The sequence below is a fragment of the Lysobacter rhizosphaerae genome, assembly GCF_054779795.1.
The window spans coordinates 886,265-911,836 of record NZ_BAAGXO010000007.1; the positions used below are offsets into that span (position 1 = coordinate 886,265).

The 25,572-nt window shown below is 67.9% G+C and carries 22 protein-coding genes and 1 pseudogene; 10 read left to right on the forward strand and 13 right to left on the reverse strand.

Going from position 1 to position 25,572, the window contains the following annotated elements; all coding sequences use genetic code 11:
* Window positions 1-11: 11 nt before the first annotated feature.
* Entirely contained in the window at window positions 12-1,526 is a 1,515-nt protein-coding gene (locus ACYVGE_RS13025) for a YifB family Mg chelatase-like AAA ATPase (RefSeq protein ID WP_460730514.1), read from the reverse strand.
* A gap of 9 nt (window positions 1,527-1,535) precedes the next feature.
* Window positions 1,536-1,811: a ubiquinone biosynthesis accessory factor UbiK gene (gene ubiK / locus ACYVGE_RS13030; RefSeq protein ID WP_460730516.1), complete on the reverse strand. Its 276-nt coding sequence runs from the start codon at window positions 1,809-1,811 to the stop codon at window positions 1,536-1,538.
* A 215-nt stretch (window positions 1,812-2,026) separates the two neighbouring features.
* On the opposite strand from ubiK, the gene ACYVGE_RS13035 reads away from it, so the two are divergent.
* The gene (locus tag ACYVGE_RS13035; protein ID WP_310055055.1) at window positions 2,027-2,365 is read left to right on the forward strand and encodes a P-II family nitrogen regulator; all 339 of its coding nucleotides are present in this window, start codon (window positions 2,027-2,029) and stop codon (window positions 2,363-2,365) included.
* Here ACYVGE_RS13035 and ACYVGE_RS13040 read toward each other — a convergent pair.
* The 3 genes from ACYVGE_RS13040 to speE all read right to left on the reverse strand — a co-directional run bounded on the left by ACYVGE_RS13040 (window position 2,362) and on the right by speE (window position 5,946).
* The gene (locus ACYVGE_RS13040; RefSeq protein ID WP_460730518.1) at window positions 2,362-3,021 is read right to left on the reverse strand and encodes a hypothetical protein; all 660 of its coding nucleotides are present in this window, start codon (window positions 3,019-3,021) and stop codon (window positions 2,362-2,364) included. The genes ACYVGE_RS13035 and ACYVGE_RS13040 overlap by 4 nt on opposite strands.
* Window positions 3,022-3,041: 20 nt before the next feature.
* A complete protein-coding gene (locus tag ACYVGE_RS13045) occupies window positions 3,042-4,967 on the reverse strand; it encodes a diguanylate cyclase (protein WP_460730520.1) in 1,926 nt (641 codons plus the stop codon).
* A 130-nt stretch (window positions 4,968-5,097) separates the two neighbouring features.
* A complete protein-coding gene (speE, locus tag ACYVGE_RS13050) occupies window positions 5,098-5,946 on the reverse strand; it encodes a polyamine aminopropyltransferase (RefSeq protein ID WP_460730522.1) in 849 nt (282 codons plus the stop codon).
* 292 nt (window positions 5,947-6,238) lie between these two features.
* Between speE and speA the strand changes: the two genes are divergently transcribed.
* Both speA and ACYVGE_RS13060 read left to right on the forward strand, forming a co-directional pair.
* Window positions 6,239-8,128 carry an arginine decarboxylase gene (speA, locus tag ACYVGE_RS13055; RefSeq protein ID WP_460730524.1) on the forward strand — a complete coding sequence of 630 codons (1,890 nt, stop codon included), beginning with the start codon at window positions 6,239-6,241 and terminating at the stop codon, window positions 8,126-8,128.
* Window positions 8,129-8,142: 14 nt separating this feature from the next.
* A complete protein-coding gene (locus ACYVGE_RS13060; protein WP_460730526.1) occupies window positions 8,143-8,457 on the forward strand; it encodes a YciI family protein in 315 nt (104 codons plus the stop codon).
* On the opposite strand, the gene ACYVGE_RS13065 is transcribed toward ACYVGE_RS13060, so the two are convergent.
* The 4 genes from ACYVGE_RS13065 to radC all read right to left on the reverse strand — a co-directional run bounded on the left by ACYVGE_RS13065 (window position 8,418) and on the right by radC (window position 12,645).
* Window positions 8,418-9,170, reverse strand: a complete 753-nt coding sequence (locus tag ACYVGE_RS13065) for an SDR family NAD(P)-dependent oxidoreductase (protein WP_460730527.1) — start codon at window positions 9,168-9,170, stop codon at window positions 8,418-8,420. The genes ACYVGE_RS13060 and ACYVGE_RS13065 overlap by 40 nt on opposite strands.
* Before the next feature lie 72 nt (window positions 9,171-9,242).
* Entirely contained in the window at window positions 9,243-10,058 is an 816-nt protein-coding gene (locus ACYVGE_RS13070) for an SPOR domain-containing protein (protein WP_460730529.1), read from the reverse strand.
* 74 nt (window positions 10,059-10,132) lie between these two features.
* Window positions 10,133-11,821, reverse strand: a complete 1,689-nt coding sequence (argS, locus tag ACYVGE_RS13075) for an arginine--tRNA ligase (protein ID WP_460730531.1) — start codon at window positions 11,819-11,821, stop codon at window positions 10,133-10,135.
* A gap of 149 nt (window positions 11,822-11,970) precedes the next feature.
* A complete protein-coding gene (gene radC / locus ACYVGE_RS13080) occupies window positions 11,971-12,645 on the reverse strand; it encodes a RadC family protein (protein ID WP_460730533.1) in 675 nt (224 codons plus the stop codon).
* A 206-nt stretch (window positions 12,646-12,851) separates the two neighbouring features.
* Here radC and coaBC point away from each other — a divergent pair.
* The 3 genes and pseudogenes from coaBC (at window position 12,852) to ACYVGE_RS13095 (ending at window position 16,969) form a co-directional block, all read left to right on the forward strand.
* Window positions 12,852-14,062, forward strand: a pseudogene (gene coaBC / locus ACYVGE_RS13085) (bifunctional phosphopantothenoylcysteine decarboxylase/phosphopantothenate--cysteine ligase CoaBC).
* 102 nt (window positions 14,063-14,164) lie between these two features.
* Window positions 14,165-14,623 (forward strand): dUTP diphosphatase, encoded by a 459-nt coding sequence (gene dut, locus ACYVGE_RS13090; protein WP_457097196.1) that lies wholly within the window; start codon window positions 14,165-14,167, stop codon window positions 14,621-14,623.
* A 27-nt stretch (window positions 14,624-14,650) separates the two neighbouring features.
* Window positions 14,651-16,969 (forward strand): phosphomannomutase/phosphoglucomutase, encoded by a 2,319-nt coding sequence (locus tag ACYVGE_RS13095; protein ID WP_460730535.1) that lies wholly within the window; start codon window positions 14,651-14,653, stop codon window positions 16,967-16,969.
* 85 nt (window positions 16,970-17,054) lie between these two features.
* On the opposite strand, the gene ACYVGE_RS13100 is transcribed toward ACYVGE_RS13095, so the two are convergent.
* Window positions 17,055-17,720, reverse strand: coding sequence for a hypothetical protein (locus ACYVGE_RS13100; RefSeq protein ID WP_460730537.1), 666 nt, complete (start codon window positions 17,718-17,720; stop codon window positions 17,055-17,057).
* A gap of 78 nt (window positions 17,721-17,798) precedes the next feature.
* Window positions 17,799-18,464: an orotate phosphoribosyltransferase gene (gene pyrE / locus ACYVGE_RS13105; RefSeq protein WP_460730538.1), complete on the reverse strand. Its 666-nt coding sequence runs from the start codon at window positions 18,462-18,464 to the stop codon at window positions 17,799-17,801.
* A 179-nt stretch (window positions 18,465-18,643) separates the two neighbouring features.
* Here pyrE and ACYVGE_RS13110 point away from each other — a divergent pair, with 179 nt between their 5' ends.
* The 3 genes from ACYVGE_RS13110 to ACYVGE_RS13120 all read left to right on the forward strand — a co-directional run bounded on the left by ACYVGE_RS13110 (window position 18,644) and on the right by ACYVGE_RS13120 (window position 21,217).
* A complete protein-coding gene (locus tag ACYVGE_RS13110; RefSeq protein ID WP_460730540.1) occupies window positions 18,644-19,450 on the forward strand; it encodes an exodeoxyribonuclease III in 807 nt (268 codons plus the stop codon).
* Window positions 19,447-20,805: an AmpG family muropeptide MFS transporter gene (locus ACYVGE_RS13115; RefSeq protein WP_460730542.1), complete on the forward strand. Its 1,359-nt coding sequence runs from the start codon at window positions 19,447-19,449 to the stop codon at window positions 20,803-20,805. The genes ACYVGE_RS13110 and ACYVGE_RS13115 overlap by 4 nt, the downstream gene beginning before the upstream one ends.
* Window positions 20,806-20,875: 70 nt before the next feature.
* Complete coding sequence (locus ACYVGE_RS13120; protein ID WP_460730544.1) at window positions 20,876-21,217, forward strand: hypothetical protein; 342 nt, start codon at window positions 20,876-20,878, stop codon at window positions 21,215-21,217.
* Between the two features lie 29 nt (window positions 21,218-21,246).
* On the opposite strand, the gene ACYVGE_RS13125 is transcribed toward ACYVGE_RS13120, so the two are convergent.
* Together ACYVGE_RS13125 and ACYVGE_RS13130 are read right to left on the reverse strand one after the other, a co-directional pair.
* On the reverse strand, window positions 21,247-22,401 hold the full coding sequence (locus ACYVGE_RS13125; protein WP_460730545.1) for an anhydro-N-acetylmuramic acid kinase: 1,155 nt from the start codon (window positions 22,399-22,401) through the stop codon (window positions 21,247-21,249).
* A 79-nt stretch (window positions 22,402-22,480) separates the two neighbouring features.
* Window positions 22,481-23,935: a peptidoglycan DD-metalloendopeptidase family protein gene (locus ACYVGE_RS13130; protein ID WP_460730546.1), complete on the reverse strand. Its 1,455-nt coding sequence runs from the start codon at window positions 23,933-23,935 to the stop codon at window positions 22,481-22,483.
* A gap of 239 nt (window positions 23,936-24,174) precedes the next feature.
* On the opposite strand from ACYVGE_RS13130, the gene tyrS reads away from it, so the two are divergent.
* Complete coding sequence (tyrS, locus tag ACYVGE_RS13135; RefSeq protein ID WP_460730548.1) at window positions 24,175-25,395, forward strand: tyrosine--tRNA ligase; 1,221 nt, start codon at window positions 24,175-24,177, stop codon at window positions 25,393-25,395.
* Window positions 25,396-25,572 lie beyond the last annotated feature (177 nt).

Below are 25,572 nucleotides of genomic sequence, written 5' to 3' on the forward strand. Positions count from 1 at the left end.
CCGCGCGTCCGCTACGCCGCGCGCGTGTCCGATCCGCGATCCGCGCGCCGGTAAGCCAGCGCTTCGGTCAGATGCGCGGTGAGTATCTGTGGGTTTTCATCAAGGTCCGCGATCGTCCGCGCCACGCGCAGGATGCGGTGGATGGAACGTGCGGACAGCTGCAGCGCATCGACGGCGCGCTCAAGCAGCGACTGATCCTGGGCTGACAGGCGGCAGGTCGCCATGATCTCGGACTGGCCCAGCAGCGCGTTGGTCTTGCCGGCGCGCGAGTGCTGCAGGGCGCGCGCACCCAGCACGCGGGCACGGACCTCGGCGCTGGATTCCCCGGCGGGGGCGTCCGGGCGCAGCTCCGTCGGCGGCAGTCGCGGCACCTCGACGTGCATGTCGATGCGATCCAGCAACGGACCGGAAATACGCCCGCGGTAGCGGCGCACGGCGTCGGGATTGCACCGGCAGCGGCCACTGGCATCACCGGCCCAGCCGCAGGGGCAGGGGTTCATCGCGGCGACGAGCTGGAAACGGGCGGGGAACTCACTCTGCCGCGCGGCCCGCGAAATGGTGACGACGCCGGACTCCAGCGGTTCCCGCAGCACTTCGAGCGCGCGTCGGTCCCATTCGGGCAGTTCGTCCAGGAACAGCACCCCATGGTGGGCGAGAGAAATTTCTCCGGGACGCGGCTCGCTACCACCGCCGACCAGGGCGACCGCACTGGCGGTGTGGTGCGGCGCGCGGAAGGGACGCTCGCGCCAGCGCGATGGATCGAGGCCACGGCCACTGACGGAGGCGATCGCTGCGGTTTCGAGTGCTTCGTCTTCGCTCGCTTCGGGCAGCAGGCCGGGCAGGCGCGAAGCCAGCAGTGTCTTGCCGCAGCCGGGCGGCCCGATCAGCAGGAGATGGTGACCGCCGGCCGCGGCGACTTCCAGGGCGCGGCGCGCATGCGCCTGCCCACGCACATCGGCGAGGTCGACCGCCGGGATGCGCTGTACCGGAAGCGCCTGCGCCAGCGGCAGCTGCTTGTGGCCAGCGAGCATTGCGCAGACCTCGAGCAGGGTGCGCGCGGTCCGGACCTCCACCCGCGAAGCCAATGCGGCTTCGGGGCCGTTGCCCTCGGGCACGATCAGCCGGCGTCCGGCCTGCCCGGCGGCGAGCGCGGCGGGCAGCACGCCATCGACCGCGCGCAACTCCCCGGTGAGGCCGAGCTCGCCGAGGAATTCATATTCGTCCAGGGCTTCCAACGGAATCTGCCCGCTCGCGGCGAGGACCCCGAGCGCGATGGACAGGTCGAACCGGCCCCCGTCCTTGGGCAGGTCGGCGGGGGCGAGGTTGACGGTGATCACGCGCGCTGGGAATTCGTATTGCGCGCAGCTGATGGCGGCACGCACGCGATCCTTGGCTTCGCGCACCGCCGCCTCGGGCAGGCCGACCAGGGAGAAGCGCGGTAGTCCGCCGGACAGGTGCACCTCGACGCGGACTGCGGGCGCACGCACGCCCGTTCGCGCACGGCTGTGCACGAGTGCCAGGTTCATGGCGCGGATTCAGTGGCGGGGAGCGGACGTGTTCGAACCGTCGTCCAGCCGCGCTTCCAGCTCGGCCAGGGTGCGTTGCAGTCCCTCGAGCTTCTCGCGCGTGCGCAGCAGCACCGCGCGCTGCACTTCGAATTCCTCGCGGGTGACCAGATCGAGCCTGGTCAGGCCCGACTGCAGCACCGCCTTGAAGCTCTGCTGCAGCTCTTCGCGGCCTTCACGCAGGCCGGGCGGTACCAGTGCGCTCAGGCGGCGGGCGAGGTCGTCGAGGTGGTTGAGGTCGATCATGGGCGTGGCTCCTCCGGGAATGGGCCCAGCTTGGAGCCCGGACCGAAGCGGCGCAGTCGGGACATGCCGCGTCGTGGGGTGGGGAAAATCCGATCCGCGTCATTGTAGGGCGGCCCCGGCCCGCCGGGTCAGGGTCGCGCCGGCACGCCTCATGTCGCGCTCGCTCCGCATCGCCACGCGGCTTATCCTGCGCGCGCAGCCACGGAGACAATGCGATGAAGATGGTCATGGCGGTGATCAAGCCGTTCAAGCTCGACGACGTGCGCGAAGCGCTGGCCGAAGCCGGCGTCGCGGGCATCACCGCCACCGAGGTCAAGGGTTTCGGCCGCCAGAAGGGCCACACCGAGCTGTACCGCGGTGCCGAATACGTCGTCGACTTCCTGCCCAAGATCAAGCTCGAAGTCGCGGTGACCGACGACCAGGCCGATGCCGTGGTCGAGGCCATCATGAAGGCCGCCGGCACCGGCAAGATCGGCGACGGCAAGATCTTCCTGTGGGACCTCGACCGCGTGGTGCGCATCCGCACCGGCGAGATGGACGGCGACGCGCTTTAGGGCGGAGTAGTACGCACGGCCGTTCCGCTCATGTAGCTGACCGTGCGTTTCCCGTTGGCCCTGCTGCCCGCTGCGACGGTGGCGGTCCCGCGCAGCGGATCCAGTTGGATTTCCAGACTGCTGTCGGGCTTGCCCGGGGTGCTGAAGATTCCGTAGAGCGCCGGGTAGTCGCGGACGTGGCGGGTGGAGGTGTAGCTCGACATGGCGCCCTCGAAGGCGACCGGTGGCCTGCGGATCGAACCGATCCGGTCGAGCGCGATCCACTTGCCGTTGACGAGCAGCTTGCCGCCGCTGTCGAGCGAATCACTGAAACAGAACACGTACTCCGACGCGATCGTCGTGGCAGTGGGCTTGCCGATCCATTTGAAATCGCCGTCGTAGCTGTTGATGTAGCCGGAGGTGCCGCCGGAGGTGCGCAGTTCGCGCACCGCACCGCTCAGCTGTTCCGTGAAGGTGGCCTTCCAGCATTCCTCTCCTGGCGGAGGGCTCGGCTCTGTGGCATGGGCGGGGAATGCCAATGCAACCGCCAGCAACACGCCGCCTTTCCAGTGATTGAGCATGGTTCCCTCCTTTGTCGGGGACGGCGGCACGATGAGCGCCGTGATGTGGGCGATGCCGCCGCGACCGATTCTCCATCCGGGTGCGCGGGCTGCCAAGGGCCCGCGACAGGGGCTGCTCAGGCCTCGACCGCCACGCGATTGCGCCCGGCTTCCTTCGCCCGGTACAGCGCCGCGTCGGCGCGGTCGATCACGTCGTGCACGCCGTCGTCCTGCGCGCGCAGCATGGCCAGGCCCAGGCTGATGGTGACGCCAAGGTTCTCGGCGATGTCCGACAGGTCGAGGCGATGCACGCTGTCGCGCAGGCGCTCGGCCACGAGCAGCGCGGCATCGGGCGACGTGTTGGGCAGCAGCACGATGAACTCCTCACCGCCGATGCGACCGAGCAGGTCGTTCTGTCGCAGTACGGCTTCGCAGGCGCGCGCGACGCGCACCAGCACCTGGTCGCCGCCGGCGTGGCCGTGGCCGTCGTTGATGCGCTTGAACCAGTCGAGGTCGAAGGTGATCACCGCCATCGGTTCGCTGCTGTTGCGGGCATGCGTCACCGCCTCTTCCGCGGCGACTTCTATGTGGCGACGGTTGGCCACGCCGGTGAGCGCATCGGTGAGGGCCAGCCGATTGATCTGGCGCATGTTGCGCCACTGGCGCAGGAACAGCGCGAGCAGCAACACCATCAGCAGGCCGCTGCTGGTCAGGGCCACGAGCTGCCAGCGGTTGGCGCGTTCGACGACCTTCAGGCGCTGCTGCTGGCTGCGCCGCTCCGCTTGCAGGCGCGCGTTTTCCAGGTCGCGGCGCGCGGTATCGAACTGGTACTGCAGCAACAATGACTGCTGCGTGCGCGCGTCGTCGTAGAGCTTGCGACGCCCGGTGCGTTCGAGCTTGAGGTCGTCCATCGCGGCGCGGTAATCGCCCAGCGCCTCGTGGCTGAGCGCGCGCGCGGCGTAGAGGTCTACCTGGTAACGCAGGTTGGGATCGGCATCGAACGCGCGCGTGGCGCGGTCGTAGTGATCGAGCGCCTGGGCGTCGTCGCCGCGACCGGCGAGGACCATGCCCTCGAGCAACTGCAGCATCGCTTCGTTGGAGCGGTCGCCGAGGCGTTCGAAGGCGATGCGCGCGGTGGCGAGCGCGGTCTCGGCGCCGCTGAAGTCGCCTTTCTTCACCAGCGCCGAGGCCATCGCCAGATGGGCGGCCGCCACTTCGTATTCCAGCCCGTGCCCGGCCGCGACGTCGATCGCGCGACGCAATACCTCCAGGGCCTCGTCGTACCGGCCGAGGTCTTGGTGCAGGAACCCGGTCTGCAGCAGCGCCACCGACAGCAGGCCGGGGTCGTCCTGGCGCTCGGCGAAAGCCACGCTCTGGCGCAGGTATTCCAGTGCCTTGGCGTGATCGCCCATGCGGCGATAGGCGGAGGCGATGTCGCCCAGGCCAGCTTCGGCTTCCTTGCGCAGGCCGGCGCCGGCGTACACGTGCTGGGCTTCGAGGAAGTCCGTCAGTGCTGCCGCCTGCTGCCCCAGCAGCGAGCGCAGACTGCCGCGATGGGCCAGGGTCTGCGCCAGCAGGCGCGGGTCGTTGTGTTTGCGGGCAAGCGCGAGGGCGCTTTCCACCACCGTGATCGATTGCGAGGTCTGCCCGGAGCCATCGATGTAGTTGGCTTCGCACATACCGAAGCGGATCTGTCCACCGACATCCCGCAGACGCACCGCATCGGCCATGGCGGCACGGGCAAAGGCGAGCCCCGCAGCGGGTTGGCCGAGGTCGTCGTAGTCGCAGCGGAAGCCGCGCAGGCGCAGCTCGCGGCGGGCGTCGTCCCTGGGAAGCAGGGCATCGAGGCGCCGTACCACCTCGTGGACTTGTTGCGGGCCGGACACGATCAGGTCGCCCCGTTCGACCTGCTCGATCAGGCGGTCGAACTGGCCGGCGTCCGGCGACGAACCGAACGCCGCGAGATCGGACGATGGGCCGGGCGCAACGGGTTGGGCCGGCGCGTCCGCAGCGACGCACCAGCCCAGCATGGCCAGCAGCAAGGTGAATCCCAATTGGCGCAAGACATCCCCCCGGATCGAGCGCAGACAGCGTGCACGTGGACACCCGTCCTGGGGCCAACGTAACACAGCCCCGGGCGGGGTCCCGAGACGCACGGCGCCATTCCGCTGCCGTGCGTCGCGATGCTGCGGCTTATTCGCCCAGCGCGGCGGCGACGAAGGGCGGCGCGACCAGGGCGCCGTGGTGGATGCCGGCGCTGTAGTACTTCGTTTCGAAGCCCTTGGCGGCGGCATCGGCCTCGCGGAACTCGAAACCGCCGGACTTCCTCGCCAGCGTCGCGCTCCACCAGCCGGTGGGATAGCAGGGCTGCGGGAAAGGAAGGGTCTTGAAGGTCTTGAACCCGGCCTTGCCCATCTCGCCGCGCATCTCCTGGATCAGGTCGAGCAGCACAAGCGGGGATTCCGACTGCTGCACGAGGATGCCGTCGTCCTTGAGCGCGCGGAAGCAGGATTCATAGAAGGCCTTGTTGAACAGGCCCTCGGCCGGACCGACCGGATCGGTGGAGTCGACGATGACGATGTCGACGCTGCCGGGGGCGCAGTTGGCCATGTAGGCGATGCCGTCGTCGAACAGCAGTTCCGCGCGCGGATCGTGGTTGGAATCGCACAGCTCGGGAAACCACTTCTCGGCCATGCGCGTGACCTGCTCGTCGATGTCGCATTGCACGGCCTTCTCGACGCCCTTGTGCTTGAGCACCTCGCGCAGCGTGCCGCAGTCGCCGCCACCGATGATGACGACGTGCTTCGGGCTGGCGTGGGTGAACAGCGCCGGGTGCGACATCATCTCGTGGTAGAGGAAGTTGTCGCGCGTGGTCAGCATCATCGCGCCGTCGATGAGCATCAGGTTGCCCCAGTCGGTGCTCTCGTAGATCTCGATGAACTGGAACGGCGACTGCACCTCGTCCAGCTTCCTGGTGATCCGGTAACCGATGGCCGAGCCGGCGCGCTCGAAGTTCTCGTAGTGCCAGGTGGTGTCGGTCATCGTCGGCTCCAGATCAGGGCAAATCAGTGGGGGCGCGGATTGTAACGGACGCCGACCAAGGGTCTGGTTACGGCCCAAGCCGCGCCAGCCTGGACGAACCGCCTTGCGGCTTGGCGTTCCCCATCCGCGGGCGCGGCGCTGGCGAAGTCGGGGCATTCGGGCGAGTCGCGGGCCGGCGGCGGCACTGCGAAGCGGCGTCTGAGGGCCAGTGGCGGCGCGCGTTAGAATGCGCGCCTGTTCGCCCCCGATCCACACCTGTTCGCCCCCACTTTTCGCCGAAGGAAGCACGCCGATGACCGCCTGGTCGCTCGACCACGCCCGCAAGACCTATTCGATTCCGCACTGGTCGGAGGGTTACTTCGATGTCGACGCGCAGGGCCGCATCACGGTGGCGCCGCGTGGACCGCAGGGGCCGTCGATTCCGCTGCCGGACGTGATCGACAAGGCCAAGGCGCAGGGCGCCAAGCTGCCGCTGCTGGTGCGTTTCCCCGACATCCTCGGCGACCGCCTGCGCAAGCTGCAGGCTGCGTTCTCGCAGGCCATGGGCGACTGGGACTACGCCGGCGGCTATACCGCGGTGTACCCGATCAAGGTCAACCAGCACGCGGGCGTGGCCGGCACGCTGGCTTCGCACCATGGCGAGGGCTTTGGCCTGGAGGCCGGCAGCAAGCCCGAGCTGATGGCGGTGCTGGCGCTGTCGCGGCCGGGCGGCCTGATCGTGTGCAATGGTTACAAGGACCGTGAATACATTCGCCTCGCCCTGATCGGCCGCAAGCTCGGGCTCGAGACCTTCATCGTGGTCGAGAAGCCCTCCGAGCTGCCGCTGATCATCGAGGAAGCGCGCGCGCTCGGGGTCAAGCCGGGCCTGGGCGTGCGCATGCGCCTGGCCTCGCTCGGCGCCGGCAAATGGCAGAACAGCGGCGGCGACAAGGCCAAGTTCGGGCTCTCGCCGCGCCAGGTGCTCGACCTGTGGAAGCAGCTCCGCGACGCGGGCCTCGAGGATTGCCTGGGCCTGCTGCATTTCCACATGGGCTCGCAGATCTCCAACGTGCGCGACATCGCCAACGGCATGCGCGAGGCGACGCGCTACTTCGTCGAACTGTCCGTGCTCGGCGCCAAGGTGCGCTACATGGACGTCGGCGGCGGCCTCGGCATCGATTACGAAGGCACGCGTTCGCGCAGCTACTGCTCGATCAACTACGGCGTGAACCAGTACGCCTCCAGCATCGTCCAGCCGCTGGCGGAAGCCTGCGAGGAATACGCGCTGCCGCCGCCGCGCATCATCACCGAGTGCGGCCGCGCGATGACCGCGCACCACGCGGTGCTGGTGGCGAATGTCAGCGAGGTCGAGCAGGCGCCGGAAGGCCGCGTGCCCGACCAGCACGACGACGAACCGGCGGTGATCCGCCACCTGCGCGAGATCCACGGCGAAATCGACCAGCGCCCGGCGATCGAGCTGTTCCACGAGGCGCAGCACCACCACAGCGAAGGCCAGTCGCTGTACGCGCTGGGCCAGATCGACCTCACCCATCGCGCCCGCATCGACGACCTGTTCTACGCGATCGCGCATGCCGTGCGCGCGCGCCTGAGCTACGACGAGAAGAGCCACCGCGACCTGCTCGACGAACTCAACGACCGCCTGGTCGACAAGTACTTCGTCAACTTCAGCGTGTTCGAGTCGATGCCGGACGTGTGGGCAATCGACCAGGTGTTCCCGATCGCGCCGATCGAACGCCTGGACGAAGCGCCGACGCGCCGCGGCGTGATCGCCGACATGACCTGCGACTCCGACGGCATGATCGATACCTACGTCGAGACCGAGGGCCTCGACAGCTCGCTGCCGCTGCACGAGATGAGGCATGGCGAGTCGTACCGGCTCGGCTTCTTCCTGGTGGGCGCGTACCAGGAGATCCTCGGCGACATCCACAACCTGTTCGGCGACACCGACGCGATCGAGGTGCACATCGACGGCAACGGCTATGCGATGAGCCAGCAGCGCCGCGGCGATACCGCGGACGTGATGCTCGATTACGTCGGTTACAAGCTGGCCGACCTGCGCGCGGCGTATCGCGGCAAGGTCGCCGACGCGCACCTGGCGGCGGACGAGGCCGAGCGCATGAATGCCGCGCTGGAGGCGGGTTTGACCGCCTACACCTACCTCAGCGACGAACCGCTCGCGTGACGGAAAGCGTGGCCATGAAACGCTATCTGGTGCTGACGCTGCGCACGCCGCAGTTCGACCCCTCCGTCCTGGTGCCGCACTGCCTGCACCTGGACCAGTTGCGCGCGCGCGGACAGTTGGAACTGTCGGGGCCATTCGCTGACCGCAGCGGCGGCGCGTACCTCGTCCGTGCCGCCAGCCTCGACGAGGCGCAGGCGATCGCCTTCAGCGATCCGGTGCATGTGACCGGATCGTCGCGAGTGATGGTGTACGAATGGAACGTGGCGCAGGACCTGGATCCTGCGGCCGATCAGGCGTCGCGGGCGACCTGGAAGCCGGCGAACGACTGACTCACCGGCATCATCTCCAGCCGGTTGATGTTGAGGTGCGGCGGCAGCGTCGCGATCCAGAAGATCGTGTCGGCGATGTCCTGTGCAGTCATCGGGTGCGCTCCCTTGTACAGCGCATCCGAGGCGGACTGGTCGCCATGCGTGCGCACCAGGGTGAATTCGGTTTCTGCCATGCCCGGCTCCAGCGCGGTCACGCGCACGCCGGTGCCGTGCAGGTCGGAACGCAGGCCGAGCGAGAACTGGCTGACGAAGGCCTTGGTGCCGCCATACACGTTGCCGCCGGTGTAGGGGTACGTCGCCGCCGTCGAGCTGATGTTGACGATCGCGCCGCGGCGTTCGATCAGCGTCGGCAGCACGCGCCGGGTCAGGGTCACCAGCGCGGTGATGTTGGTGTCGATCATGCGCTGCCAGTCGTCGAGGCGCGCGCCCTGCGCCGGCGAGGTGCCTTGGGCGAGGCCCGCGTTGTTGACCAGCAGGTCGATGCCGCGGAAATCCTCGGGCAGCGCGTCCAGCGCGGCATTCATCGCATTCGCATCGCAGATGTCGAAGGCCGCGCCATGGACCCGGCCGGCGCCCAGTTCGTCGACCAGTGCCTGCAGGCGGTCGGCGCGGCGACCGGTGGCGATCACGCGCCAGCCTGCGGCGACAAAGCGGCGGGCGGCGGCGGCGCCGAAGCCCGACGTGGCGCCGGTGATCAATGCGGTCCGCGTCATTGCTGTTCCCCAGTCGTCGTGCGCGCCGATGTTTGTGTGTGAGATCCGGCGCGCGTGATTACTTCACCGTGATTACTTGACCTTGATCGCCAGCGCCTGCAATCCACCCGCGGTCAGCTTGCGCTTGGCCTCGGCGAGGTCGCCGGCGGTGCCGTACGGCCCCATGCGCACGCGAAAGACCGTATTGCCCTTGATGTCGGCGGATTCGACGCGGGCGCCGAGGCCGAGCAGGGCAATCTTCGCTTTGAGTTCCTCTGCCTGGCCCGATGCCTGGAACGCGCCGGCCTGCAGCAGGTAGCGGGTGTTGTCATCGACGGGGATCCCTGAAGCCCGCGCCGGCGTCGTTGCCGGCGTCGCGGCCGTGGCCTGCGCGCCCGTCGCCGGCGTGGCGGCAGCCACCTGCTTCGGCGGTTGCACCGGAGCCGACGGGGCCTCGCCATCGTCGACCGGCTGCGGCAGCGGGTTCTGGGCGGCAGTGTCCGGGGTGGCTTGTGCCTGTTTCTGGCGTTCGGCTTCGCGCCGGGCCTCGGCGCGTTCGGTGGCGGCGATTTCGGCGTCGCTCAGGGGCACTTCCTTGCCGGGGAGCAGGGTGTAGAAGTCGTAGTCCTCGCCGTCCTTCTTCGCGTCCTTGTCCTTCGCGGACTTCGGGGCCGGCAAATCGCCCTCGGGTGCCACCGCGTCTTCGTCCTCCGCAACCGCCACGGGATGCGCGTCAGGATTGGGCCGCGGGCGGAAGAAGCCGTCGCCATCGGACTTCAGGTACTTCGGCGCGACGATGACCACCACCATCGTCAGCAGGACGCCGAGCACGAGCCAGGCCCAGCCGGGAATGGTGTTGCCGTTGCCGCCACTGCGTCGCGCCTGCGACTTGCCACGCTTTGCTGCCACTTCGTTCTGCCTTGGGGCGATGTCGCCCGCCTGATTGCCATGAATCGTTCATTCCGCCGCGCCCGAAGGCGCGGTCACATCACTTCCGGTGCCCCCACGCCCAAGAGCTCGAGGCCGTTGGCCAGCACCTGCCGCGTCGCCAGCGCGAGCACGAGGCGAGCATCGCGCAGGTTGGCGTCGTCGACCAGGAACTGGTGATCGTTGTAATACGTCTGGAACGTCTGCGCGAGTTCCAGCAGGTAGGCGGCGATCTGGTGCGGCTCCAGGTCGCGCCCGGCCACCTCGATCACGTCGGGATAGCGCAGCAGCGTCGTCACCAGTTCGCGCGCGCTGTCGTCGTCGAGGTCGAGCGGTTGGGCCAGGCCATTGGCCTGGTCGAACGACAGGCCGCGCTCCTTGAGCTGGCGGGTCAGGCCGTACATGCGCGCGTGCGAGACCTGCACGTAGTACACCGGGTTGTCGAGCGACTGCGAGCGCGCGAGGTCGATATCGAAGGTGAGCTGCGAATCGGGCTTGCGGGCGATCAGGAACCAGCGCACGGCATCGCGCCCGGCTTCCTCGATCAGGTCGCGCAGGGTCAGGTAGCTGCCGGCGCGCTTGGACAGCTTCACTTCCTCGCCGCCGCGCATCACCGTGACCATCTGGTGCAGCACGTATTCCGGCCAGCGCTGCGGAATACCGCAATCGAGCGCCTGCAGGCCGGCGAGCACGCGCGCCAGCGAGCCGTGGTGGTCGGCGCCCAGCTCGGTGATCGCGCGCTCGTAGCCGCGCTGCCACTTCGACAGGTGGTAGGCCACGTCCGGGACGAAATAGGTGTAGGTGCCGTCGGACTTGCGCATCACGCGGTCCTTGTCGTCACCGAAATCGGTGGTGCGCAGCCACAGCGCGCCGCCTTCCTCGTAGGTGTGGCCGTGCTTGACCAGCTCGCGCACGGTCTCCTCGACTTTGTCGTCGCGGTACAGCGAGCTCTCGAGGAAGTAGACATCGAAGCCGACGCCGTAGGCGGCGAGATCGAGGTTCTGTTCGCGGCGCAGGTACGCCACGGCGAACTGGCGGATCGCGTCGAGGTCGTTCGCATCCTTCGCGCCGACCACCGTATGGCCCTCGACCTCGACCGTGTCCCCGCGCAGGTAGGCCTGCGCGACGTCGTTGATGTAGTCGCCACGGTAGCCGTCTTCCGGCCAGCCCGCGTCGTCGGGACCCTTGCCCTGCGCGCGCGCCTGCACCGAGATGGCGAGGTTGTTGATCTGCGCGCCGGCGTCGTTGTAATAGAACTCGCGCATCACCGACCAGCCATTGGCGTCGAGCACGCGCGCGATGCAGTCGCCGATCACCGCGGCGCGGCCGTGGCCGACATGCAGCGGTCCGGTGGGATTGGCCGACACGTATTCGACGCCGGCGCGGTGGCCCTTGCCGGATTCGTTGCGACCGTAGCGCGCGCCCTGCGCCAGCACGTCGCCGACCTGGGCGCGCCACGCCGCTTCGTGGACGAAGAAATTGATGAAGCCCGGTCCGGCGATCTCGACCTTGGCGATCGCGTCGTTGGCCGGCAGCGCATCGACCAGGGCCTGCGCGATCGCGCGCGGGTTCGACTTGGCCGGCTTGGCCAGCAGCATCGCGGCATTGCTGGAGAAGTCGCCCTGGGCGCGGGTCTTGGGGCGCTCGATCACGAAGTCGGGCGTGGCCAGGTCGGCGGGGATCGTGCCGGCGGCGCGCAGGGAGTCGATGGCGGCCGCGACGAGGCCGCGGAGAGTCGATTTCACGGGAATTTTCGGCTGATGTAGCGGGCCGGGCATTGTACGGGCCCCCGATCCACTTCCACAGACCAGAAGCCGGAGCCGCGCCAGCGGCCGGCCACGCGGGCCGGCCGAGGTTCTGCGCTTCGGGCTCGCGAGCCGCCCCGCCCCTGCCTTCAGATCCAGCCGCGCGCGGCCAGCGACACCGGCTCGCCGTCGCCGATCACGAAGTGGTCCAGCAGGCGCAGGTCGACCAGCGCCAGGGCCTGCTTCAGGCGCGCCGTCACCGCCCGGTCGGCGGCGGATGGTTCCGGGTTCCCGCTGGGGTGGTTGTGGGCCACGATCACGGCAGCGGCGTTGTGGCCCAGCGCGCGGCGCACGACTTCGCGCGGGTGCACCTCGGCACCGTCCAGCGAGCCCTGGAACAACTCCTCGAAGGCGATGACGCGATGGCGGGTATCGAGGAACAACGCCGCGAATACTTCCTGCGGCAAGCCGCGCAGGCGCTGGGCGAAGTAGCGGCCGGCCGATTGCGGATCGCTCAGGGCGGCGCCACGTTCGAGTTCCGCCTGCAGCAGGCGCTGGCCGAGCTCGAGCGCCGCCGTCAGCGCGCAGGCGCGGGCCGGGCCGAGCCCGCGCAGGCGCTGCAGTTCCTTCGGCGGGCGCTGGAGCAGCGTGCGCAGTGGACCGTGTTCGGCCAGCAGCTCGCGCGCGGTGGCGACCGCATCGCGGCCGCGCAGGCCGGAGCCGAGGAAGATTGCCAGCAGTTCCGCATCGGACAGGACGCCGGCACCGCGGGCGAGCAGCTTCTCGCGGGGACGTTCGGCGGCGGGCCAGTCGCGGATATGCATGCGGCTCAGGGTTGGAAGAAGAGGTTCCCGGATGCGGCCAGCAAGCGCCTGCCCGCAGGCCTGGACGAGCCGGGACGGCAGGCGGGTGCAATCTCGCCGCATCCGGGAGGAATGCAGCTTCGCCGCAACGCGCGGTCCCTTGGATCAGGCAGCTCCACGCGTTCGGGTAAGCTAACCGCCCGTTTCGCGGTAGGAATTCCGAGCCGATGGCCGACGCCCGCGCCCGCCTGCAAGACCGGCGCATCCTGTTGTGCGTGTGCGGCGGCATCGCCGCGTACAAGGCCGCCGAACTGGTGCGCCGGTTGCGCGACGCCGGTGCGCAGGTGCAGGTGGCGATGACGCAGGAAGCCACGCGCTTCGTCGGCACGCCGACATTCCAGGCGCTGTCGGGGATGCCGGTGCGGACCTCGCTGTGGGACGAGGCGGCCGAGGCCGCGATGGGGCACATCGAACTGGCGCGCTGGGCCGACCATGTCGTCGTCGCGCCCGCCACCGCGAACACCCTGGCAAAGCTCACCCATGGCTTCGCCGACGACCTCGTCACCACGCTGTGCCTCGCCACGACCGCGCCGATCATGGTGGCGCCGGCGATGAACCACCGCATGTGGTTGCACCCGGCAACCCAGGCCAACATCGCCACACTGCGCGAACGCGGCGTGCAGGTGGTCGGGCCCGAAGACGGTCCGCTGGCCGAGGGCGAGTCCGGACCGGGTCGCCTCAGCGAGCCGGAGGCGATCGTCGCCGCGCTCGCCGAGGCGAGGCGATGAGCCTGCGCGGACGCCGCGTCATCGTCAGTGCGGGCCCGACCTTCGAAGACCTCGATCCGGTCCGCTTCATCGGCAACCGCAGCAGCGGCAAGATGGGTTTCGCCGTCGCCGATGCGGCGGCGCGCCAGGGCGCGGAGGTGGTGCTGGTGGCCGGTCCGGTCGCGCTGCCCACGCCCGCCGACGTCACCCGCATCGACGTGCGCAGCGCCGCGCAGATGCATGCGGCCGTCCTGGCCGCGTTGCCCGCGGATGTCTACATCGGCGCCGCCGCCGTCGCCGACTTCACCCCGCGAGCCATTGCCCCGGGCAAGATCAAGAAGCAGGCCGGCATGGACACGCTGGTGCTGGAACTGGTGCGCACGCCCGACATCCTGGCCGAAGTCGCGGTGCATCCGCGGCGGCCGCGGCTGGTGGTCGGATTCGCGGCAGAAACCGACCATGTCGAGCAATACGCGCGCGGCAAGCTGGAAAAGAAACAGCTCGACCTGATCGCCGCCAACCGCGTCGGCGTCGCCGGCAGTGGCTTCGAAAGCGACGAGAATGCGCTGGTGGTGTACGGGCGCGACGGCTTCGAGCGCGCGCTGGGGCCAGCGCCGAAAATCCAGTTGGCAGACAACTTGCTTGAATTGATTTCCACCCGGCTGGGTTGAAGCGGCCCGCGACGGTTTCATGGCGTGCCATGGTTGCTGCCGCGCCGGCGGCCGGCGATGGCAACCCGCTTGCACAGCAATTTGACTGCAGTAAGGAACCGCATGCACCACACGCTCGAACTGAAGATCCTTGACGCTCGCTTCGGCGGCGAATGGCCATTGCCGGCATACGCCACGCCGGCCAGTGCCGGGCTCGACCTGCGCGCCGCGCTGGACGATGCCCTCACCCTGCAGCCGGGCGATGCGGCCCTGGTGCCGTCGGGCCTCGCCATCCACGTCGGCGATCCGACCATGTGCGCGGTGATCCTGCCGCGCTCCGGCCTGGGCCACAAACATGGCATCGTGCTGGGCAACGGCACAGGTCTGATCGACGCGGACTACCAGGGGCCGTTGATGATCAGCGTGTGGAATCGCGGTCGCGAGGCTTTTACGATTCAACCCGGGGACCGCATCGCCCAGCTCGTCGTGCTGCCGATCGTGCGGGCGACGCTGCAGGTGGTGGACGAATTCGAAGCGAGTACGCGTGGAGCCGGTGGCTTCGGCCACACCGGCGTGCGCTGACCGCGCTGGCTACAACAGGAAATGATGATGACCGAGAAGAAGACCCTTGCTCCCGCGCAGGCGCAGCTGCTGCGCCAGCTCGGCGCCCTGACGCTGGTACTGCTGGCGGCGTGGTTCGGCTGGAGCGCATGGCAGCAGTTGCGCGACAGCAATCGCCGAGAGTCGGTGGAGCAGGCGCGCGACGCCGCGGTGCAGGCCGTGCAGGGCGTGCTGGCGGCCGAGCAGAAACAGTTCGCGAAGCAGCTGCAGAGTGCGCCGGTGCAGGCGGCGCTGGCGGCGAACGACCTGCGCCTGGCCGGCGAGGCATTGACCCAGGGCTGGGGTTCGGCGACCGACGGAGAGGTCCTGTCGACCGACCTCGACCCCGCGTATGCGGGCCTGCCCAAGACCGGCTATGGCCGTCTCGCGGCGATGGAGCAGGCGCTCGCCGACCACAAGCCGGTGGCCTGGATCGTCACCGACGGCCTGGGCAAGCAGAAGCTGGCGCTGGCCGCACCGGTGATGCGTGGCAAGGAAACCATCGGCGTCGCGAGCGCGAGCCTGCGTATGGACAAGCTGGGCACCGGCGTCGAGGTCGCGAACGTTCCCGAGGAAACTTATCTGGCCCTGCGCCAGGGCGCGTCCAGTCTGGTCGAACGCGGCGACAAGACGCTGGCCAATGGGGCGGAGGCGATGGCGGCCAAGGTGCCGGGCAGCGACCTGCGCGTCGCCGCCGCGGTGCCGGATGTCGCGGGCGGTCCCTTCGGCCTGGGCTGGCTGGCCTGTGCAATCGCTACGGCGCTGCTGGCGCTGGGCGCCGTGGTGGCGTGGCTCTATCCGCGCCTGACCCATGGCCGTGGCGCCGCCGCCGGCGCCGCTGACGATGCGAGCGAACAGACGCTGGGTCAGCTGGCGCCGGACCTGCTCGCGCCGCAACCCGTCGCGGCGGCGAAGCCGGCGGCGCAGGACGCGGCGCCCAAGGCCAGCGTTGCCATCGATCGCGGCATCTTCCGCGCCTATGACGTGCGCGGCGTGGTCGGCAAGACGCTCGATGCCAGCATCGCCGACCTGCTGGGCCAGTCGATCGGCTCGCTGATGCAACAGCAGGGCCTGCTCGACATCGTCGTCGGCCGTGACGGCCGCCTGTCCGGGCCGGAACTGACCGAGGGCCTGATCAATGGCCTGCGCAAGGCTGGCCGCAATGTCATCGACATCGGCATGGCGCCGACGCCGGTGGTGTATTTCGGCGCCTATCACTTGCGCGCCGGTTCCTGTGTGTCGGTTACCGGCAGCCACAATCCGCCGGACTACAACGGCTTCAAGATCGTGGTCGGTGGTGAGACGCTGTCCGGCGACGCGATCACCGACCTCTACGACCGCATCGCCGATGGCCGCTTGTTCAGTGCGGACAACCCCGGCGAGGTCCGCTCGCTGGATATCGGCGACGAGTACGTCCAGCGCATCGCCAACGACGTGCAGATCGACCGCCCGCTCAAGGTAGTGGTCGACGCCGGCAACGGCGTGGCCGGCGACCTCGGCCCGCGCGTGCTGGCCGCGATCGGCGCCGAGGTCACCCCGCTGTATTGCGAGATCGACGGCACCTTCCCGAACCACCACCCGGATCCGAGCGAGCCGCACAACCTCGCGGACCTGATCCGCATGGTCGAGCGTCTCGACGCGGATCTCGGCATCGCCTTCGACGGCGATGGCGACCGCCTCGGCGTGGTCACGCGGGATGGTCAGAACATCTTCCCCGACCGCCTGCTGATGCTGTTCGCGCAGGACGTGCTCGAGCGCAACCCTGGCGCGATGATCATCTACGACGTGAAGTGCACCGGCCGCCTGCCGGGCCACATCCTGCGCCACGGCGGCAGCCCGCTGATGTGGAAGACCGGCCACTCCCTGATCAAGGCCAAGATGCGCGAGACCGGCGCGGAGTTGGCCGGCGAGATGAGCGGCCACTTCTTCTTCAAGGAACGCTGGTACGGCTTCGATGACGGCATCTATGCCGCCGCGCGCCTGCTCGAGATCCTGTCGGTACAACCCGACACGCCGTCGGCGACGCTGGCTGCATTGCCCGATGGCGTGTCCACGGCCGAGATCAAGGTCGATGCGCCCGACGGCGACCCGCACAGCTTCGTCGAGCGCTTCCGCAACGCCGCCAGGTTCGAGGGCGCACGCCTGTCGACCATCGACGGGCTGCGGGTGGATTTCCCCGATGGCTGGGGCCTGGTCCGCGCGTCGAACACTACACCTATCCTGGTGATGCGTTTCGATGCCGACAGTGCGGATGCGCTCCAGCGAATCCAAACGGCGTTCCGCGAGCAACTGCTGGCGCTGAAGCCGGACCTGGTGTTGCCGTTCTGATCCCGGCGAGCGGCCCGTAGTCGCTCGCTACGGCACAAAAAAGCCGGTCAATCGACCGGCTTTTTCATGGTTGCTGGGCAGGAAGTCAGGCGCTGCCGTCACCCGGGCCGGCAGCGGCCTTCGGCCCCTTGAGCGCGCGATAAGTCTGCAGCGCGTGCGCCAACTCGGCGTCGATCTCGCCGCGGTCCTGGCGATGCGTCACGAGCATCGCCTGCTGGCGAATGAGCTCGTTGTGCTGGGTGGTGATGGTGCCCGCGAGGTTGGCCGGTACCCGCTTGCCTGCCAGTTCGGCTTCGCCGGCCTGGCGCAGCAGGCTGATCAGACTCTGGCGCAGGCTACCGATGCTGAGCTGGGTAGCCTTGATGGTGTCGTCGAGCAGGGCGATGCGGCCGTTGAAGGCGCGGCGCAGGTCGGCTTCGGTCGCATAGGACTCGGCCATGGCGTGTTCGCGCATGCGCTGGGCCGCCAGCTGGAATTGTGTCTGTTGCTCGATCGTTGCCTGCGCGGCGGCGGCGGCGCGCTCTTCCGGCGTCAGCGCACGCCCGACCTGGCTGGTCGTCATGCCGCTCTTGGCGCTGAATTCGGTGCGCGCACTGTCGGTTGCGGAGGCCGGCAAGGCATCGCCACAGACTTTGCGCCCAGCTTCGTTCCAGCAATACAGCTTTTTCTTGACCGCTTCCTGCGCGCCTGCGGGAGCGGACAGCAGGGCGGCCGTCAGAGCCAGCGCGATGGGGGCATACAGCTTGTTCATGGAGTCCTGTTGAGGGTTCGCCCGATGCTGAACGGGCACGCAAGTATCACGCCAACTGCCTGCATCGAGGGCCGCTTCTCAGCTTGTGGTTTCGCTGCCGTAAGCGGCACGGTAAGCCAGCAGCCGCTCGCGTTGTGCGACCAGGTCGGCATTGCCTCCGGCGAATTCCAGCAGGTCGGTGAGGCTGGCGACGGACACCACCGGCAAACCGTGTTCGTCCGCGACAGTTTGTGCCGCAGAGCGTCGCGAGACGTCGGGGGCGACGGCTTCCTGCCGGTCCAGGGCGATGACGATGCCCGCGGCGATGCCGCCGGCGTCACGGATGATCGTCAGGGCCTCGCGGATCGCGGTACCGGCGGTGATCACGTCGTCGACGATCAGCACGCGCTTTCCTGCCATCGTCGCGCCGATCAGGGTGCCGCCTTCCCCATGTGCCTTGGCTTCCTTGCGGTTGAAGGCCAGCGGCAGGTCGCGGCCGCGGCGCGCGTATTCGCAGGCCACGGCGGTGGCGAGCGGGATGCCCTTGTAGGCGGGTCCGAACAGCAGGTCGAAGTCCACGCCGTGCGCCGCGATCGCATCGGCATAGCAGCCGGCGAGCTCAGCCAGCAAGGCGCCGGAGTTGAAGAGACCGGCGTTGAAGAAATAGGGGCTGTGGCGGCCGGACTTGAGCGTGAAGTCACCAAAACGCAGCGCGTCGGCGCGCAGGGCGAGTTGGAGGAAGCGGGAGCGGTGATCGTGCGGCACGGGGTCTGGAGATGGGTTCGGGATCCGGATTGTCGCATTGCCGTCGCGGCAGGATCGTCCGGCTGGCGATTGGCCCCGGGACACGTGCTCCTGTCGTCCGGCAGCAGGCGCCTCGCAAGCGCCGGAACAACCGCATCGGTTAGTCTCAGCGCGCCCTCGCGAACCCCACTCTGCACGCCATGAGAATCATCAGCTTCAACGCCAACGGCATCCGATCCGCGGCAAACAAGGGTTTCTTCGACTGGTTCCGCACCCAGGATGCCGATGTGCTGTGCCTGCAGGAAACCAAGGCGCAGGAACACCAGCTCGGCGATCCGGACGCGCCCGTCGATAACGTCTTCCGTCCGCCCGGCTATCGCAGCTTTTTCAAGGATGCGAGCACCAAGAAGGGCTATAGCGGCGTCGCGATCTACACCAGGCGCGAGCCGGACGAGGTGCTCACCGCATTGGGCTGGCCCGCGTTCGATGACGAGGGCCGCTACATCGAGGCGCGCTTCGGCAACCTCAGCGTCGTGTCCTTCTACATTCCATCGGGTTCATCGGGTGAACTGCGCCAGGAGTTCAAGTTCGAAGTAATGCGGTGGCTGGCGCCGATCCTGCAACAGTGGCTCGCCTCCGGCCGCGACTATGTGTTGTGCGGCGACTGGAACATCGTCCGTAGCCGGCTCGACATCAAGAACTGGACCAGTAACCAGAAGAACTCCGGCTGCCTGCCGCAGGAACGCGACTGGCTCAATGGGCTGTGCATGGACCCGGCGGCGGCCAACGGCAGTGGCTGGGTCGACACCTATCGCCAACTGCACGCCGAAGGCCAGGACTACACGTGGTGGAGCAATCGCGGTGCGGCGCGCGCCAACAACGTGGGATGGCGCATCGATTACCAGTTCGTCACTCCGTCGCTGCGGGACAAGCTGACGGCCTGCGCCATCCAGGCGTCGCCGCGCTTCTCCGATCACGCTCCATTTGCCGTGGATTACGCCCTATGACCCAAGCATTGCGCAATTGGTGGAAATCCTTCGATGTGTATGCCAATCCGCGCGTGCGCGCGATGCTGTTCCTCGGTTTCGCGTCAGGGCTGCCGCTCCCGCTGGTGTTGACGACGCTGTCGGCGCGCCTGCGCATGGCCGGCATCGACCGGACCACGATCGGCTATTTCAGCCTGGTCGGCCTCGCTTACTCGTTGAAGTATTTCTGGTCGCCGATCGTCGATCGCCTGCCGCTCCCCGGCTTGCATCGACTCGGGCGTCGCCGCAGCTGGATGCTGCTGGCGCAGTGCGGCGTCATCGTCGGCCTGGTGCTGTTGGCGTTGGCGGATCCGGCGGTGGATGCCGAGCATGTCGCCCTGCTGGCGGTGTTCACCGCTTTCGCATCAGCGACACAGGACATCTCGGTCGACGCTTATCGCATCGAGGCGGCCGGCAAAGAGTCGCAGGGCGCAATGGCGGCGGCCTACCAGATGGGTTACCAGGTGGCGCTGATCTGCGCCGGCGCCGGCGCGCTCGTGGCGGCAGCCGGTTATGGCTGGACCATGTCCTACTTCCTGATGGCTGCCTGCGGACTCGTCGGCGTGGCCACCACCCTGATCATCGCGGAGCCCGACGCGTCCATCGATCGCTCGACGCTGGCCCAGGAGGCGCGGGTGGTGGCATTCCTGGAGCGTTCCGCGCACTGGCCAGCGCCGCTGCAGACTGCGGTCGCCTGGCTGATCGGTGCGGTGGTCTGTCCGTTCGTCGACTTCTTCTCGCGCAACGGTCTGCGCACCGGCGTGCCGATCCTGCTGCTGATCATCACTTATCGGCTCAACTACACCACGATGGGCGTCGCGGCCAACACCTTCTACCTGGACATGGGCTTCACCCTCGACCAGATCGCACTGGTGTCCAAGGTCTACGGCGTACTGATGACGATGGCGGGTGCCTTGCTGGCTGGCGTGCTGATCCGACGGGTCGGCATTGCCAAAACGCTGATGGTCGGTTGGGTGCTGCTGACGGTGGCTAACCTGCTGTATGCGCATATCGCGACCATCCACCCGGGCCTGGGCTGGCTGGCCACGGTAGTGAGCGCAGACAACATCGCCAACGGCATCGCCGGCACCGCCTTCATCGCGTACATGTCGTCATTGACCAATACCGCCTACACCGCGACGCAGTACGCGCTGTTCGGCACGCTGTGGAGCCTGCCGGCAAAAAGCATCGCCAGTCAGTGGGGCAAGATCGTCGACGCCTGGGGGTATCCGCCGTTCTTCGTGTACACCGCGGTGATCGGCTTGCCCGCGCTGGTTCTGGTGCTGTGGCTGATCCGTCGGGACCGGCCGGCACCCGCACCGTCATCTGCGGGTTAGGTGCCGGAGGTGTGACAAGCGGAGGCGGCGAGTTAGCATTGGGCGTAGAAGCGTGCCAGCATCGCCCTCAATGACCGAGATCGTCCTCCGCGACATCGACCCCGTGCTGGCGGATCGTCTCCGCCGCGTGGCCGACGCGCGCCGCTGGGATCTGCCACAGACCCTGCTGTACGTGCTGGAGCAGGGGCTTTACGCGGTCGAAGCCGACATGAACGTGCGTTTCAGTGATACCGACAGCGACGCCCTGCGCGCTGCCATCGCGGCCTTGGAAGGCGTTCCAAACGACCCCGGGTTTTCCCTGATCGGCCGGGTGGAGCGGGCGCCAGATCCGGAGTCCCCAAGCGTCGACTCGAACTTCGTCATGTCCGAATTCCTGGGGTCCGAATTACCGGCGCGCAAGGATCCGGTCTGAGCCGGAGCGCGGCCCTCGACGGCCCTGTCCTAGGCTGACGTCACCGGGTAGACCACGCCCAACACGCGCGGACCGCGCGAGCCGGTGACGCTGGGCAGGTTGCCTGGGCGTTGGGCCAGGGCCTGCCTTGCCAGCCAGGCAAACCCCATCGCTTCGACGAAGTCCGGGTCCACGCCGTACACGGCGCTGGATTCCACGCTCACTTCCGGCAGGTTGGCGGCAAGGCGTTGCAGCAGGCGGGCGTTGTGTACGCCACCACCGCACACCAGCACGCGCCGGGTCTCCGGTTGCTGCGCACGCAATGCGTCGGCAACGCTCACCGCCGTGAGTTCCAACAGGGTCGCCTGCACGTCGGCCGGTGATTCGCCGCCGCTTAGCCGCGCCTGCACCCAGTCGAGATGGAACACTTCGCGCCCGGTACTCTTGGGCGGCGGCAACGCGAACCATGGTTCGTCCAGCAGCCGCTGCAGCAACGGGGCATTGCTCGCTCCCTGCGCGGCAAACGCGCCGTCGGCATCGAATGCCTGTCCGGTATGCCGCGCGCACCACGCGTCCATCAGGGCGTTCGCCGGGCCCGTGTCGAAGCCGCGCACCTCGCCCGTCCGTGGCAACAGCGTGAAATTGGCAATGCCGCCGAGATTCAACACGGCGCGGTCTTCGTCCGCCGAATGCAGCAGGGCGTTGTGCAGTGCCGGCAACAGTGGCGCGCCGTGGCCACCGGCAGCGACATCGCGACGGCGAAAATCGGCGACCGTGGCGATGCCCGTGCGTTCGGCAATCACGTGGCCGTCGCCCAGCTGCAGGGTGAAGGGATGGACGCCATCGAAGGCCGCGCCTGCCGGCCGATGTCGCACGGTCTGCCCGTGCGAGCCGATCGCGCGGATGTCACCTGTCGCGACCCCGGCCTCACGCGCGAGGCTCAGGGCCGCGCTCGCAAAATGCTCTCCCAGGCGGACGTCGAGCGTCCCGACCTCGTCGAGCGAATGGATCGCGGCGCCCTGGCCGAGTGCAATCAGGCGTGAGCGGAGATCGTCCGGCCATGCATAGGTGCGGCCATGGACCAGTTCGCAGCGGGTGTCGGTGTCGTCGGAGCTCAGGCGCACCAGCGCGGCATCGATGCCGTCGGCGCTGGTGCCCGAGATCAGGCCGAGGAAGAGTTGCGGTTCGGAAGAGTGGGGCGGCATCGGCGCAGTATGCCGCGCCGGTGCAGTGCCGGCAGGGCATGCATCAAGGAAGTGCCGCCGTGTCGTTCGCCGCCGACGGTCAGCCGGAGCGGCCGTTCCGCTTCATGCCCGCAACCGCCACCGGTTGCTTCGGTGCGCTGTCGGCGTCGGCATAGATGATGTTCTCGACCTTGCGGATGCGGGCGAGCGCGACCGAGGTCTGCTGGCGGAACTGCGCCAGCGCCACGCCGCTCAGCGGCTCCGGCGGCGGCATCGTGATCGACAGGGGGTTGCGATGCACGCCATTGATGCGGAATTCGTAGTGCAGGTGCGGGCCCGTGGCCAAGCCGGTCATGCCGACGTAGCCAATTACGGTGCCCTGCGCGATGTGCTGGCCGACGCGTTCCTTGCCGAAGCGCGACATGTGCCCGTACAGCGTGGTATAGCCGCGGCCGTGGTCGAGGATGACCACGTTGCCATATCCGTTCTGCTTGCCGACGAAGGCCACGCGCGCGTCACCGGCGGCCTGGATCGGGGTGCCGGTGCCCGCGGCGTAATCGACGCCCTTGTGCATGCGCATCCGGCCCAGCACCGGGTGGAACCGGTTGCCGAAGCCTGACGACAGGCGCGCATACGGGATCGGCATGCGGATGAAGCTCTTCTTCAGCGGGCGGCCGTCGCCGGTGAAGTACTCGGCCTTGCCGTTGCGCAGGAACCGGAAGCCGGTGTGCAGCTTGTCGCCCGTGGTGAAAGTCGCGGCCAGGACCGGGCCGGTGCTGATCAGTTCGCCTTCGCGCCAGGTCTGCTCGACCACCACGCTGAAGCGGTCGCTGGCAGCGACATCGTCGTTGAAGTCGATGTCGTACTTGAAGATGTCGTCAGTCAGGGTGTTGATGTTGCTGCCGGTCAGCCCCAGCTTGCGCGCCGAACCGTACAGCGACCGGCCCACCTTGCCGCTGAGCACGACAGTACGGGTTTCGCTGGGGCGATCGATCACGTTCTGGTGGATCTCGCCGCCGGCAAAGCTCATCTCCACACGATGGCTGGCGTCACGATCGAAGCGCAGTGCGCGCAGTTCGCTGCTCGTGCCGCCCTCGCCGACCGGCAGGTCGAACGCGAGCTCGGTGCCGGGCTTGAGCCTGGTCAGCGCTTCGCGTGCGCCCGGCTGCTGCATCACTTCGTGCAGGGTCGAGGGAGAGATTCCAAACTGCTTGAACAGCGAAGCCAGGGTCTGGCCGCGTTCCACACGCACCAGTTGCCAGCTGTCACCGGTCTGTCCATGCAGGCGCGCGAGCGGCAGGGAAGGCAGCGGCAACGCCATGGACATGCGGGCGGCCGGAGCCGGAGCATCCTGGACCGGGCTGAAGCCGGGAACGATGGCTGCCACCAGCATGCCCAGCGTTGCAACCAGGCTGGCCTGCGCCCACTGTCGACGCGACCAGCGGCCGTTGAAGCCGTCGGACAAATGGCGGGCCAGTACCGGTCGATGCAATGCGGCTTCGCGCAGTGCCTTGAGTCGCTCGCGCCGTTGCGCGCCCAGTCCGGATTTACCCATTGCCGTTCCCCTTAACGTCTCGAAATTCCGGTTCCCCTCCTTGGTCCCGAAACACTATTCACGCGTGTGATGTGCGTGTAGCGGGGGTACCATAGACACGTGAGCACTCCGCGTCAAACCATTGAAGAGCAAAGGTTTTTTGACGTACAGCCCGGTTTAACGCCGTGTTAACTTGGCTCTAACGAATTTCACGGACCCCGTCCCATTCAGGCGGGCGCCACTCATCGGAAAAATAAGACGTGTCCGCGACGACCCCACTGAACGAAGCCCTGGCGCTGATCTCCCGCGGCGCGGACGAGATCCTGAAGCGCGATGAGCTCGAGGCCCGGCTCCAGCTCGGCCGCCCCCTGCGCATCAAGGCGGGCTTCGATCCCACGGCGCCGGACCTGCATCTGGGTCATACGGTGCTGCTCAACAAAATGCGGCAGTTCCAGGACCTCGGCCATCAGGTCATTTTCCTGATCGGCGACTTCACCGGAATGATCGGCGATCCCACCGGCAAGAACGTCACCCGCAAGCCGCTCACGCGCGAGGACGTGCTGGCCAACGCCCAGACCTACTCCGAACAGGTATTCAAGGTGCTCGATCGCGAGCGCACCGAGGTGCGCTTCAACAGCGAATGGTTCGGGCAGATGGCCGCCGCCGACATGATCAAGCTGGCCGCCCAGCACACCGTCGCGCGCATGCTTGAGCGCGACGACTTCGCCAAGCGCTACGCCGCCCAGCAATCGATCGCGATCCATGAATTCCTGTATCCGCTGGTACAGGGCTACGACTCGGTGGCATTGAAGGCAGACGTCGAGCTCGGTGGCACCGACCAGAAGTTCAATCTGCTGATGGGGCGTGGCCTGCAGGAGCACTACGGACAGCCGCCGCAGATCGTCCTGACAATGCCGCTGCTGGAGGGCCTCGACGGCGTGCAGAAGATGTCGAAGTCCCTGGGCAACTACATCGGCATCAACGAACCGGCAATCGACATCGTCACCAAGACGATGAAGATCGGCGACGCATTGATGTGGCGCTGGATCGAGCTGCTCAGTTTCGAGATATCCCTGGCGGAAACGGCATCGCTCAAGCGTGATATCGACGGCGGCGCGCTGAATCCCCGCGACCTCAAGCTGCGCCTGGCGCGTGAGCTCGCCGCGCGTTTCCATGGCGCCGCCGCGGCGGAAACCGCGATCGCCGGCTGGAATGCGGCCGTGCGCGGTGAAGGCGATACAGCCTCGCTGCCGCTAAGCGATGTGGCTGTCCCCGTGGACGGGCTGCGCATTGCCGCGTTGTTGACCGCAGCGGGTTTGACGCCAAGTAATTCGGAAGCAAACCGAAAGCTGAAGGAGCGCGCGGTACGCATCGACGGCGAGGTTGTCGAGGACGCGCAGCGATTGTTCGCGCCGGGATTCGAAGGTGTGCTCGCGGTGGGCAAGCGCACGTTTGCGCGTGTGCGCCTGGTAGCGGAGTAAGCGCTTTCGTCACAGGGAATGTGTTCAAGGACGCAGGCATGAGACGCGTGCGCTTCTTTCAACTGCGGCCATGCACCTCGCGATGAGCGCGAACGCCGCTGTCAACTTAATTTTTTTACAAAACCCTCTTCCCAATCGGAGTGCGGCTGTGCACAATGCGCGCCCCGCTGATCGGGA

Excerpts from the sequence above, each read along its gene's own strand:
- ACYVGE_RS13115 (WP_460730542.1), top strand. The coding sequence starts at position 19,447 with ATGACCCAAGCATTGCGCAATTGGTGGAAATCCTTCGATGTGTATGCC.
- speE (WP_460730522.1), bottom strand. The coding sequence starts at position 5,946 with ATGACCGACACCACCTGGCACTACGAGAACTTCGAGCGCGCCGGCTCG.
- ACYVGE_RS13025 (WP_460730514.1), bottom strand. The coding sequence starts at position 1,526 with ATGAACCTGGCACTCGTGCACAGCCGTGCGCGAACGGGCGTGCGTGCG.
- ACYVGE_RS13120 (WP_460730544.1), top strand. The coding sequence starts at position 20,876 with ATGACCGAGATCGTCCTCCGCGACATCGACCCCGTGCTGGCGGATCGT.
- ACYVGE_RS13125 (WP_460730545.1), bottom strand. The coding sequence starts at position 22,401 with ATGCCGCCCCACTCTTCCGAACCGCAACTCTTCCTCGGCCTGATCTCG.
- dut (WP_457097196.1), top strand. The coding sequence starts at position 14,165 with ATGCACCACACGCTCGAACTGAAGATCCTTGACGCTCGCTTCGGCGGC.
- ACYVGE_RS13110 (WP_460730540.1), top strand. The coding sequence starts at position 18,644 with ATGAGAATCATCAGCTTCAACGCCAACGGCATCCGATCCGCGGCAAAC.
- ACYVGE_RS13100 (WP_460730537.1), bottom strand. The coding sequence starts at position 17,720 with ATGAACAAGCTGTATGCCCCCATCGCGCTGGCTCTGACGGCCGCCCTG.
- ubiK (WP_460730516.1), bottom strand. The coding sequence starts at position 1,811 with ATGATCGACCTCAACCACCTCGACGACCTCGCCCGCCGCCTGAGCGCA.
- ACYVGE_RS13060 (WP_460730526.1), top strand. The coding sequence starts at position 8,143 with ATGAAACGCTATCTGGTGCTGACGCTGCGCACGCCGCAGTTCGACCCC.
- ACYVGE_RS13095 (WP_460730535.1), top strand. The coding sequence starts at position 14,651 with ATGACCGAGAAGAAGACCCTTGCTCCCGCGCAGGCGCAGCTGCTGCGC.
- ACYVGE_RS13130 (WP_460730546.1), bottom strand. The coding sequence starts at position 23,935 with ATGGGTAAATCCGGACTGGGCGCGCAACGGCGCGAGCGACTCAAGGCA.
- ACYVGE_RS13035 (WP_310055055.1), top strand. The coding sequence starts at position 2,027 with ATGAAGATGGTCATGGCGGTGATCAAGCCGTTCAAGCTCGACGACGTG.
- radC (WP_460730533.1), bottom strand. The coding sequence starts at position 12,645 with ATGCATATCCGCGACTGGCCCGCCGCCGAACGTCCCCGCGAGAAGCTG.
- ACYVGE_RS13065 (WP_460730527.1), bottom strand. The coding sequence starts at position 9,170 with ATGACGCGGACCGCATTGATCACCGGCGCCACGTCGGGCTTCGGCGCC.
- speA (WP_460730524.1), top strand. The coding sequence starts at position 6,239 with ATGACCGCCTGGTCGCTCGACCACGCCCGCAAGACCTATTCGATTCCG.